Genomic DNA, 12,512 nt, shown 5'->3' on the forward strand with positions numbered 1-12,512 from the left:
ACAATTTAATTTTAAAGAGATTTATTTTTAAAAAACCATGACAAATCATGATTTAGTTGTATTACCGTTAATTATATTTGTGTCAAAAATACACAATTTATTTTTTGACGATAATGAAAAAAGTAACCTCTATACTCATTGGGCTCGGCTTTACAATAACTTCCTCGGTAAGCTATGCACAAAACTCTCCAAAGCCGATTGAGGCTTTTTCTTTGAATGAAGTCCGATTGACTGGTGGTGCATTTTTGCATGCCCAACAAAAAGATTTAGACTATATTCTTTCACTCAATGCTGACAGACTTCTTGCACCATACCGTAAAGAGGCTGGTTTATCCGTAAAAGCACCTGCGTATGGTAATTGGGAGAGTTCGGGCTTAGATGGACATATTGGGGGACATTATTTGTCAGCTTTGGCGCTGATGTATGCGTCAACAGGAGATAAGCGTTTGAAAGAAAAACTTGATTATTGTATCGCTGAGCTATCACTTTGTCAGCAACAGAACAAAAATGGCTATGTTGGGGGAATTCCCAATGGTAAAATATTTTGGGACAGAATAGGCAAAGGTGATATTGATGGTAGTGGTTTTGGTTTGAATAATACTTGGGTACCATTGTATAATATTCACAAGCTATTTGCAGGGTTGAGAGATGCATATTTGATTGGAGGAAACCAAGAAGCCAAGGAAGTTTTGATTCATCTTACGGACTGGTTTTGTAATCTTGTTGCACCCCTCAACGATACGCAAGTTCAACAGATGCTCAAAACAGAGCATGGTGGTATGAATGAGGTTTTGGCAGATGTGTATGTGATAACCCAGCAAAAGAAATATTTGGACGTAGCCGAAAGAATGTCTCATCAGGCAATTCTTGCTCCATTGGTATCTCATGAGGATAAATTAACAGGTTTACATGCCAATACACAAATTCCCAAGGTCATTGGTTTTGAAAGAATTGCTGAACTAAAGAACCGTCAAGATTGGCATTCAGCCAGTGAATATTTTTGGCAAAATGTTACTCAAAAACGTAGTGTGGCATTTGGAGGAAATAGTTACCGCGAGCATTTTAATTCTACAGATAACTTTAAACCTATGTTGGAATCTAATCAAGGTCCTGAGACTTGTAATTCATACAACATGTTAAAACTGACCAAATCGCTGTTTTTACATGAACCGAAGTCTTTTTACATTGATTTTTACGAAAGAACCTTATACAATCATATTTTGTCCTCACAGCATCCCGAACATGGAGGGTTGGTTTATTTTACACCGATTCGTCCTCAGCATTATCGAGTGTATTCTGATGCTCAAAAAGGTTTTTGGTGTTGTGTGGGTTCAGGCATAGAAAATCACGCTAAATATGCAGAGCTGATTTACGCACATGATGATAAAAATATTTGGGTGAACTTGTTTGTGCCATCTCAACTTTCCTGGAAGGAAAAAGGTATTCGTTTTACCCAAAAAACAGATTTCCCTAATCAAGAAAGCACTGTAATTCAACTTTCTTTGAAGAAACCACAAACATTCAAGTTGTTTCTGAGAAAACCTTTCTGGCTTGAGGCTAAAACTTTGTCAGTAAAAGTAAATAATCAAATACAGAAACTTAGTTTAAATGAGCAAGGTTATGTATCGGTTGAGAGAACATGGCAAAATGGCGATAAAGTTCAATTAGCTTTGCCAATGGATACTAGATTAGAACAATTACCAGACGGCTCTAACTGGTATGCTTTTGCTCATGGACCAATTATTTTGGCTGCAGCTACAGATTCAACCGATTTGAAGGGATTAGTGGCAGATGATTCAAGAATGGGTCATGAAGCAATTGGTAAATTGTATCCAATCAATCAAGCGCCCGTGTTGGTAGGCACACAGAATGAGGTTATTGCGAGTTTGAAACCGATTAAAAATCAGCCCCTTGCCTATAAAATAGAAAGTCCGAATCTATTTTTTACTCAGAAAACAAACTTGATTTTAAAGCCATTTTATCAATTGCATGATGCTCGTTATATGATGTATTGGCCATTGATGAGTGCTAATGAGGTAAGTCAGCATCAGGAAAAATTGAAGGCAGAAGAGCAGGCTGATATTATTTTACGTCAAAAAACGGTAGACTGGATTACTTTGGGCGAACAACAACCTGAAGCCGACCATGCCTTTGACGGAAAGCAAACTAGAGTAGGAGGGAGTATTGGTAATTTTTGGCGCTCCACTACGGCATGGATGTCTTACAAATTGAATAATCCAGAGTTGAAAGCCAAAGCAATCGAAATAACAGTCTTGAAAGATGCCAAAGCCCATATTTTCGAAATTTGGTTAAACGATGTTTTATCTCAGAAAGTAGAAATTAATCCTGATAATGGAAAAATTCAAATCTTTACTATTGCTTTAGAGGGAAATACATTGTTGCAGCAAAATATCCCTATTAAGATTGTTTCGACAGGGGAAAATGGTTCTGGGGCTATACAAACCATTCGATTAGTAAAATAAGATCTCAATTCATGCAAACACTTGCAGTTGATTAATTGAGTTTTTCAACAAAACGCTTTCTGAGGTATAGCCCGTTGAAAACGTTTTTTGTTTGTGATGAAGCATCAACATATTTTAAGATAATATTTCGAATGAATGTAAAGGATACAAAACTTTTGAGTTTTTGCTAAATTTGAGCATTGCCTGTAAGAATTTTGAATCTCCTATTTTATATAAAATTTTGAAATATGTTGAGAATAACAATGCTAATAAGTCTGATGGGATGGATTTTAAGTCCCCTTTTTCATGAAGTTATCACAACCCAGCAAAAGCCTTCTGTAGCTGTTTGTAAAACAGAACCTAAGAAAAAAAGCTTAGCCAGAATAGCCATGAAGAATAGTATCAAGGTTAATTCAGACAAGAAAGACAACGAAATGGTGTTTGTACAAGGAGGTAGTTTTATGATGGGAAATAAAGATTTCTCTGATGCTGTTCCTGTGCATAAAGTAACAGTCAATTCTTATTGGATAGATGCACATGAGGTAACGAATGCGGAGTTTTCGGCATTTGTAAAAGCTACCAAATATATTACAGTGGCAGAAAGACCACTCGATCCTAAAGCATTTCCTGGCGTTCCATTAGAAAAATTAAAGGCAGGGTCACTGGTTTTTAAAGCCCCAAAGCAGGTAAGTTCACTTGACAATTACTTTGAGTGGTGGGAGTTTGTTGCAGGTGCGGACTGGCGACATCCATTAGGGCCTAAAAGCAATATTATAGGAAAAGAAAACTACCCAGTAGTTCATATAGCCCATGAAGATGCTGTAGCTTATGCCAAATGGGCGGGTAAACGTCTACCTACCGAAGCCGAATGGGAATTTGCATCGAAAGGTAAAAATAGTAGTTCTAAATACGAATGGGGAAATCAATTGCTACCCAATGGGAAGTGGATGGCAAATATTTTTCAAGGTACTTTTCCTACACAAAATCTCAAGAAAGATGGTTATGCTGCTACAGCTCCAGTAGGGTCATTCCCTGCTAATACCACAGGTGTGTATGATATGACAGGAAATGTTTGGGAATGGTGTTGTGATTTGTATCATGTGAATTATTACAAGTCGAGTCCAGCGCAAAACCCTAAAGGACCTAAAAATAGTTTTGACCCAGAAGAACCTGACGTCATAAAGTATGTTCAAAGAGGCGGCTCTTATCTGTGCAGTGATCAGTATTGTGTGAGATATGAGGCGGGGAGTAGAGGAAAAGGAGAGGCAATGAGTTCGACAAACCATATTGGTTTTCGATGCGTAAAGGACATGTAAGCGTTAGCTGAGACAATTAACTACCATAGTTTTACTAGATTCATGTAAGTCATATTGTAATTCGAATTGACTATAAAAGTCATCTTTTGTCATGAAGAACAGTTCTCCAGTTGTATCCTCGAATCGAGTAAACATTACGCAAAAATCTTGAATATCGTGATTGTATACAGAATCACTGATTACCTTAATATGGATAAGGCTTTTTTTGTGTTGGTATAGCATAAAACTTTATAAAGTATGGATATGTAAACTAAATACAATACAAATATCATACAAAATTCACATTAAATTATCTATCTATTCTAACTTTTGGTAAACAATAATGGCTGCTATCAACCAAAGTCAATAGCAGCCATTATTATTACTCTAAATCCTATTACTGAGGGTTTTGAACAACCACACCATTAGTGTTATTGATTTCGTCTTGAGGAATCAAGAATACCCATCTCTTATCACCAGCAGGTACATCCATTACACCGTTTGTATAAGCAGCGTTGTGGTTACCACCATTGCGGTTCAAAGCAGCATTTGTACGTTTCAAATCATAGAAACGGAAGCCTTCACCCCAAAGTTCAACACGACGCTGAGTCATGATTTCTTCGATTAACGCATCTCCAGTCTTTGTAGATTTTACATAAGATGGATCACGGTTAACTGCCAAAGGATAAAGAGCCTCAGCAGCTGCAGCGTTGTTTCCTGAACGAGCTAAAGCTTCAGCCTCAATCAAATACATTTCTGCAGCACGCATGTAAGGAACATCACCGATACTTAGGTTGACATCAGCCACTCTAAATTTCTTAGGATGGTATGCGTATCTGTTGAACGTAGAAGCTGGAAGAGGGAAATCTACGGTGTTTTTACCTGTTGGATCCCACAATTTCTTGCGAATATCTGTATCAGTAATTTTATTATACAACGCCGAGAACATCACTTTTGGAGTTGAACGAATAGCCGTCGAGCTATAGTTGTTCGACATATAAGCAAAGAACGAGTAGAAGTAGTTAGTCTGATCTGCTACAATTCTAGAAGCCCACATCCATTCAGCATTTGAATAGTTGTTGAAACCACCCAAATAGTCTGTATTTGACATCAACGTAAAGCCAGTTCTTGCCTCTTTTGCTAATGTAGCAGCAGTTGTCCAATCTTGTTGAGTAAGAGCAACACGAGCTTTGATACCTTTAGCTACATTGATATTGAAGTGAGACTTATCTAAACGAGTATAGCCTGAAAATAAAGCAATAGCATCTGTTAAGTCTTTGTTGATTTGAGTATAAACCTCAGCAACAGTAGCACGAGGAGTTGGAGTAGTTTTTGGTTCAAGAACCAACGGAACACCTAAACCACTATTAGCAGCTCCAGCGACAAAGCGCTCACCAAATAACTGTACCATTTGGAAATATGCCCAACCACGGTAAGTCAATGCTTCAGCTTTAATCGCCTTTTTGTCAGCATCGGAACCGTCTGCTTTATCAATATTCGCAATAATCATGTTTGCGTTACTGATAAGCATATAATAGAAAGTATAGTTGTAGTAACAAATAGAACTGTTAGCAGTACGGTGACTAATCCATTGATACTCACTTCTCAACCATGTGTTTGATACGTTAGGGAAAACTAAGTCTTCTCCTAATATATCAGTATACAACATGTTACCAGATTGACCACCTTGAGCTTGAACACTAAAAATTTGAGAGTACATCAAACGGTGGATACCATTCAATGCTGCCCATGCGTTTTTGGTTGTTTTAAAAGCATCTACTGTAGCAACTTGGTCTGTAGGTGCTGTTTCGAGATAATCCGATTCGCACGCAGATAATGACAATGCTGTCATTAATCCTAGAACGCCTTTTTTAAGTATATTTTTCATTTGCTTTTTCTCTTTTATCGATGATTTCCTAATTAAAAACCTAAACGAGCACCAATAGACATAACTCTGTTGAAGTTGTAGGTGTTGTCTACAGTACCGTTGAATGAACCTGTTACGTTCATACCTTTTCTAGCTGATAATAGACCTAGGTTTTCACCTGAGAAATAGATGCTTGCATTTTTAGCACCGATTTTAGCCAACCAGTTTGAAGGGATTTTATATGTTAGGGTTACGTTATTCAACATTAAGTATGAAGCATCTGTTAAGTATCTTGTACTACCACCAGTTTGGTTTGTGATGTTTCCGTTATCAAAACGAGGAACGTCTGTTACGTCTCCCGCTTTTTGCCAACGTCTTAATGCATCTACGTGCATTGCAGTACCGTAAGTACCACCGTGCATCAATGAACCATATGCAGAGTCATATACTTTACCACCTAATTGGTAAGTCAATTGTACGCTCAATGTGAAGTTTTTGTAAGAGAAGTTATTGTTCATTGAACCGTACACATCTGGAATAGATGATGTTCCGTTATAACGTTGATTCGCTTCAGCCAATACAGTTGTAACAGTATCAGCACCGATTACTTTACTGTTTGTACTCAAGACGTTTGTTTTGTATAATGCATTTCCTGTTTCTGAATCAACACCGTAGAATTGACGCAAGTAGAAATCGTAAATTGAGTGACCAACACTATATGCTTTAGAACCAGAGATAATCAATGGCTGGTTTTCTGGCATTTTAGTGATTTGGTTTTTCAAAGTAGTAGCATTGATCGTTGCTGAATATTTGAAGTCACCGGTGTTAATAATATCTCCTGTCAATTGTAACTCAAGACCTCTGTTGTAAAGGTTACCGATGTTTTTAGGAATAGTAAAACCACCACCTGTTGTACCACCAGCAGCTAAAGGAAGAGGTACGTTGAAGATCAAACCTGCTGTTTCACGATTAAAATATTCAAGACTACCTGACAATTTACCTTTGAATAAGCTGAAATCAACACCTAAGTCAAAGTTGTTTGCTGTTTCCCAAGTCAAATCAGGGTTTGGAATAGAAGCTTGCGTAAATCCTGGTTCTGCATTATTATTTCTTCCTAAAGTATACAATGCTTGATAAGGATAATAACCTAAACCACCATCATTACCTACTACACCGTAAGATGCTCTTACTTTCAATAAGTCAACCCATTTTACATCAAAGAAATCTTCTCTTTCGATATTATAAGCACCACCTACTGACCAGAAGTTAGCCCAACGTACGCTAGGAGCGAAACGAGAGTTACCATCACGACGAATAGAAGCATTCAAGATATATTTTTTGTCAAAATCATAGTTTGCTCTTGCAAAGTAACTTTCGATAGTGTAGTTGTCTTCATATGAAGACACACCCAATACAGTTGCAAAGTTCGGTAATTCAGTAATACCATCTACGATGATACCTGAACGAGAACCTGTCAAATAGTTGTATCTGTAAGTAAAGTTCTCATGACCACCCAAAACGTTTACATGATGTTTACCAATTTGTTTGTCAAATTCTAACAATTGGTTCCAAGTATAGTTTGTTGTACGGTACAAGTAGTGGTATGAGCGACCAGCTGGAGCACCATCACCAATTGTAGGGTTATCGTAAGTACGGTAGTGTGTATCTTGCAAATCAAAGCTCAAGTTAGTTGTAGCTTTCAAACTTGGTAAGATAGAAACAGTAGCAAAAGTACGAGCACCAATCAAACCACGGATTTGGTTACGAGAGTTTAATTCGTTTTCCCAAATTGTGTGACGACCACTTGAGTTTGGTCTTGAATCACCCATATCATATACCTTGTTTCCATTAGCATCTAATACATAAGCACCTGTAGTAGGATCATGCTTGTATACAGGATAGATTGGAGCCATGAAACGTGAAATGTAGAATGGGTTGATAAATGATGTACCACCATCTGAACCAGCATCAACATTTGCCATGCTGTAAGTACCATTCAAGTTCAAACCAGTTTTCAACCATTTGGTAGCTTGCGTATTTACACTAACACGACCTGTAAAGCGTTCGAAATCAGATTTTAACAAATAACCTTGTTCTTTTGTATAACCTAATGATACAAAGTAGTCTGACTTACTAGTACCACCATCATAGTTGATAGTATAGTTCTTTCTACTTTTTCCACCTTGTTGCATTGCATTTGCCCAGTTCAAATCCTCTGGGTATAATAACTGTGCACTAGGATTTAACTGACCGTTTACGTCTACAATTTGATTTGAAGCCACATTGAACGGATTGTAGTTACCAAGCAAATTGTAAATACCAGTGTAAGTTCTACCACCATAAGAAGTTGTCAAACCAGAAGCAATGCTACTAGCTACATCTTGAGGTACTTTTAGTGAACCATACGCCAATGTATTGCGGTATACTTCCCACATCAAAGGGTAATATTGTTGAGCACTTACCGTCTCGTATTCAGGCAAACCTCTAGCAATTACACCTACTGATGCACTTACGTTGAAGTTGTTACGACCTTCTTTTCCTTTTTTGGTAGTAATCATGATTACACCATTTGCCCCTCTTGAACCATAAATAGCTGTTGTTGCAGCATCCTTCAATACCGAGATAGATTCGATATCATCTGGGTTCAAAGTTGATGTACTACCGTTGAAAGGTACACCATCAACAACATAAAGTGCATTGTTTGAAGCAGAAAGTGAACCGAAACCTCTTACACGAATGGTAGGTTCAGAACCTGGAGCACCACCCGATAACGTAGCCTGAACCCCCGGAGCAGCACCAACTAGGGCGTTCATTACGTTTGCTACTGGTTTAGTAGCGATTACGTCTTTACTAATTTGAGCCGACGAACCAACGTGAGTAGATTTATTTACAGTACCATAACCTACGATTAATACTTCGTTCAACATTTGTGCATCACCTTCAAGTGATACATTGATAGTTGTACGGTTTTGGATAGCAATTTCTTGTTTTGTGTAACCTACCGATGAAATAACTAAGGTGCCATTTCCAGTTGCAGCGATACTAAATTTACCATCCTTATCGGTAGTAGTACCTTTAGTAGTACCTTTTAGTACAACTGTAACACCAGGTAAAGCTGTACCATCTTCTTTAGAAGAAACAACCCCCTTCACGGTAGTTTGAGCTTGGGCATAGCCACAAGTCAACACAAACAGAAATAATACGAGAAAGTTTCGTAAACGATTATTCATTTTTTGTGCGTTTTTAGTTAGTAGATAAAGAAAATACAAAAATTAGCAAAGGGAGATATCTATGAAAAGTACCAATAATAATGCAGTCCAATAGGGCGCTGTGGTTTATCGAAAAAATTATGTATGGTGGTTTTTATAAATATCAAAATAAAACAACTGTTTGTATGTGAGAAACAGGAATTTTATTGCTATGAGGTAAAATTAGCGTATTTTTTACTAAAATTTTACAAAAGAATAATATTATTTCTTAAAGATGAGTATTTATTCTTAATTTTTACTTCCTGAAATTCTTCAAATAACATTGGTTATCATGATATTTCTTCGTTCACGTCCCTAAAAAAAGCCTTAGTTCAACGGTCTACAATTGCTGAGCTAAGGCTTTATAAAACTTTGTTTTGTCTTATTTTAATTTTTCAAAATAGTATTTTGGATATGGATAAAAAATGGCCTTTTTATTCGTCGATTTGTGAGTTTGATAATATAAATCTTGCTTCCACCACTAATAGGGATTCAATAATCAAGTCGCACAATTCATGGATTTCAGCCTCTGAAAACAGCAGAAAGAAGTGCTGAAGCGCCGTTTTGAATAGTAATTCTTTGCCATGAGAACTTGGATATTCATAAAAGCACACTTTTGCGTCCAACATAATTTTAAATTGTTTGAGCTCTGCCAGAGAAAGTGCGAACAATAGATTTTTATATGAGAGGTTGTATTGATTACAACAAGTGCAGTAGCTGACAAAAGCATTTTCTTTTTCCAGAATACTTTGGGTTTGATGCTCTGAATGACGCATAGTATATACGTTTTGTTTGTTATTCAATTTGTTTCGCAAGGTATTCGCAGCAATATCCAATTCCCTTTAGTGCTTTACTGATACTTTGGGGAGTGATCAATTCTTCGGAAACGACTGAAAGTGCGTGATTAAAATCAGAAAAGTCAATACTAAAAGATTTGATTCCTAGTGGCTGTAATGCCTCCCATACCGATTGTATGCCGATTGGCGATTGAATATCGGTTCTAAATATTAAGATATTCATAGGTTTTTATGTTTAGTTTAACTGTTTGATTGATAGTTAGTTGCTTGTTTTTCGATTCTTAATTCTAAGCAAATATATCTATCTATTTAGAATTGTTCCAAATAAAAACGTAAATTTATTTGTACTTAGTCTAAATAAGATATAATTTTGTTTCATCAAAGCTGATACAACCACATGTTTTAATCCTCATGTGAGGCTTTTAGAATATGATCATGAGTGGTCGCTAACCACTTTATCAACTTTCAAATTTTTCTATAATGAAAAACATTTATCTAACATTGATGCTATTGACGGGTTCATGGCTATCAATCGCACAAACCGCAATATTGAAAGGACAGGTTAAAACACAGGAAGGAAAACCTGCGGAATTTGTGAATGTAGTTTTACGTGGGACAAATAAAGGTGTAGTTACAAATGATGCTGGTAATTTCGAAATTCAAGGTGTTAAGGCTGGTAACTATGTAGTTCAGGCAAGTTTTGTGGGTTTTGAGGCTGTTCAACAAAAAGTCAATCTATCATCAGGACAAACATTGGAGATTACCTTGACTTTACCTGAAAGTGCCAAAGAGCTACAGGAAGTGGTCGTAAACTCAAACCCTAGTAAATATGTGACGGATTATCCCTCGATTTCTTTAAGATTAAAAACCCCTTTGCTCGAATTACCTCAAAACATTCAGGTTGTTACAAAACAATTATTACAAGACCAACAAATTTTTGATATGCTCGAAGGTGTAACTCGCAACGTAAGTGGAGTTACACGTCTTGAGCACTGGGATAATTATGCGCTTCTGAACATGCGTGGGTCTCAAATTGCGGCTTTTCGTAATGGGATGAATGTACAAATGGCATGGGGACCTCTTGCCGAAGATATGAGTATGGTCGAGCGTATTGAGTTTGTGAAAGGACCTGCTGGATTTATGCTTGCTAATGGTGAACCTGCGGGTTTTTATAATGTGGTAACCAAGAAACCAACAGGTATTACTCGTGGTGAAGTAACTGGAACAATTGGTAGTTTTAATACCTATCGTACTACGTTGGATTTGGATGGAAAGCTGACAAATGATGGCAAATTATTGTATCGTCTAAATATCATGGGGCAGTCCAAAGGCTCACATCGTTTGTTTGAACACAATAATCGTGTGTCGGTGGCGCCAGTTGTCAAATACCAAATTTCACCAAAAACATCATTGACAGCTGAATATACCTATCAATACAATCAAATGTCGATGATTGGGTCTAATTATTCTTTCTCGAAAAAAGGCTTTGCAGATTTACCTGCGAGTTTTACGACTGCCGAGAAAAACATGGATCCAACCAATATTAATGATAATACGATTTTCTTGACGTTTGCTCATGCATTTAATCCTAATTGGAGGTTTACAGGACAAGTGGCTTACATGAATTATAGTCAGGTAGGACAGTCAATGTGGCCATCTGGAATTTCTGCCGATGGCGATACGCTTTACCGCAAAATGTCTATCTGGGATGTATTGGGTGAAAATAAATTAGGACAGTTTTTTGTAAATGGAGATTTTAAAACGGGCTCAGTCAAACATCTTCTATTAGGAGGAACTGACATTGGTTATAAAGATTATTATCATGATTTTGTGGCGGCAAAAGACATTACCCCATTGGCAATCTACAATCCGCAATATGGTATTACTCCCGAATCGGTATATCCTGTGTATGACAGAAGTAAAAGTTTAAAAGAACGTGGTGCTCATTATTTCCAAAAATACTACGCTTTTTATGTACAAGATGAAATTCATTTGATTGAAAATAGATTAAGATTAACCTTGGCTGGTCGTTTTACTTCTTCAACTGATGGAAATCCGTATGCTGGCGAAGCCGTTGGGAATAAATTTACTCCGCGAGTAGGCTTAAGTTACTCTCTCGACAAGCATACTTCTGCTTATGCAGTATTCGATGAAGCATTTATCCCTCAAGCTGGTGCTGGTCAAAATGGTGTTAGTTTTAAGCCTATTACTGGAAATAACAAAGAGATTGGTTTAAAAAGAGAATGGCTGGGAGGCTTATGGACTACCTCTGTAGCTGCGTATAATATCACCAAAAATAATGTACTTACAGCTGACCCTACCAACCCAAATTTTTCTGTGCAACTGGGACAAACTCAAACAAAGGGTGTTGAATTTGACCTTCGTGGACAAATCCTTCATGGACTCGACCTAACCTTAAATTATGCTTACACCAATGCAAAAGTAACTAAAGATACCAATCCTATAAATGAAGGTGTCGATGTGCCAGGTTCAACTAGAAATATTGCTAATGCGTGGTTGTCATACAAAGCTACCAACGGAAAATTGAAGGGCTGGGGCGTTTCTTTAGGAGCGCAATACCAAAATGGTCGTTCGTCTTGGTATGTGTTTGATGGCACCAAACAACCTTTGAAAGATTATTTCAAAATGGATGGCGCTGTTTCTTATCAAGTTAATAAGTTATCTTTTGCCTTGAATATCAATAATTTACTTAATGCGTATTTGTATTCTGGTGCGTATTATAACTGGGGAGGCTTTTATTATTATCAAACAGAAGCACTCCGAAATGCTCGTTTGACAGTAGGATATAAATTCTAATTATTCAGGCATCCTTCCAATAGGAG

Annotated in this window: 7 protein-coding genes; 3 read left to right on the forward strand and 4 right to left on the reverse strand. The window is 37.1% G+C overall.

Annotated features, from left to right (window positions below):
* The first annotated feature begins 113 nt into the window (after positions 1–113).
* On the forward strand, positions 114–2,483 hold the full coding sequence (locus tag QM524_RS21800; RefSeq protein WP_283346216.1) for a glycoside hydrolase family 127 protein: 2,370 nt from the start codon (positions 114–116) through the stop codon (positions 2,481–2,483).
* Positions 2,484–2,710: 227 nt separating this feature from the next.
* Complete coding sequence (locus QM524_RS21805; protein ID WP_283346217.1) at positions 2,711–3,778, forward strand: formylglycine-generating enzyme family protein; 1,068 nt, start codon at positions 2,711–2,713, stop codon at positions 3,776–3,778.
* A gap of 376 nt (positions 3,779–4,154) precedes the next feature.
* Here the strand turns inward: QM524_RS21805 and QM524_RS21810 are convergent, their stop codons facing one another.
* The 4 genes from QM524_RS21810 to QM524_RS21825 all read right to left on the reverse strand — a co-directional run bounded on the left by QM524_RS21810 (position 4,155) and on the right by QM524_RS21825 (position 9,892).
* Complete coding sequence (locus tag QM524_RS21810; RefSeq protein WP_283346218.1) at positions 4,155–5,645, reverse strand: RagB/SusD family nutrient uptake outer membrane protein; 1,491 nt, start codon at positions 5,643–5,645, stop codon at positions 4,155–4,157.
* A 32-nt stretch (positions 5,646–5,677) separates the two neighbouring features.
* Positions 5,678–8,854: a SusC/RagA family TonB-linked outer membrane protein gene (locus QM524_RS21815; protein ID WP_283346219.1), complete on the reverse strand. Its 3,177-nt coding sequence runs from the start codon at positions 8,852–8,854 to the stop codon at positions 5,678–5,680.
* A gap of 452 nt (positions 8,855–9,306) precedes the next feature.
* On the reverse strand, positions 9,307–9,648 hold the full coding sequence (locus QM524_RS21820; protein WP_283346220.1) for a DUF6686 family protein: 342 nt from the start codon (positions 9,646–9,648) through the stop codon (positions 9,307–9,309).
* Positions 9,649–9,667: 19 nt separating this feature from the next.
* The gene (locus QM524_RS21825) at positions 9,668–9,892 is read right to left on the reverse strand and encodes a hypothetical protein (protein ID WP_283346221.1); all 225 of its coding nucleotides are present in this window, start codon (positions 9,890–9,892) and stop codon (positions 9,668–9,670) included.
* A 257-nt stretch (positions 9,893–10,149) separates the two neighbouring features.
* On the opposite strand from QM524_RS21825, the gene QM524_RS21830 reads away from it, so the two are divergent.
* Positions 10,150–12,486: a TonB-dependent receptor gene (locus QM524_RS21830; protein WP_283346222.1), complete on the forward strand. Its 2,337-nt coding sequence runs from the start codon at positions 10,150–10,152 to the stop codon at positions 12,484–12,486.
* The last annotated feature ends 26 nt before the right edge of the window (positions 12,487–12,512 follow it).

Source organism: Flectobacillus roseus (assembly GCF_030056595.1).
Taxonomy (GTDB): domain Bacteria; phylum Bacteroidota; class Bacteroidia; order Cytophagales; family Spirosomataceae; genus Flectobacillus; species Flectobacillus roseus.

Excerpts from the sequence above, each read along its gene's own strand:
- QM524_RS21830 (WP_283346222.1), top strand. The coding sequence starts at position 10,150 with ATGAAAAACATTTATCTAACATTGATGCTATTGACGGGTTCATGGCTA.
- QM524_RS21800 (WP_283346216.1), top strand. The coding sequence starts at position 114 with ATGAAAAAAGTAACCTCTATACTCATTGGGCTCGGCTTTACAATAACT.
- QM524_RS21825 (WP_283346221.1), bottom strand. The coding sequence starts at position 9,892 with ATGAATATCTTAATATTTAGAACCGATATTCAATCGCCAATCGGCATA.
- QM524_RS21820 (WP_283346220.1), bottom strand. The coding sequence starts at position 9,648 with ATGCGTCATTCAGAGCATCAAACCCAAAGTATTCTGGAAAAAGAAAAT.
- QM524_RS21805 (WP_283346217.1), top strand. The coding sequence starts at position 2,711 with ATGTTGAGAATAACAATGCTAATAAGTCTGATGGGATGGATTTTAAGT.
- QM524_RS21815 (WP_283346219.1), bottom strand. The coding sequence starts at position 8,854 with ATGAATAATCGTTTACGAAACTTTCTCGTATTATTTCTGTTTGTGTTG.
- QM524_RS21810 (WP_283346218.1), bottom strand. The coding sequence starts at position 5,645 with ATGAAAAATATACTTAAAAAAGGCGTTCTAGGATTAATGACAGCATTG.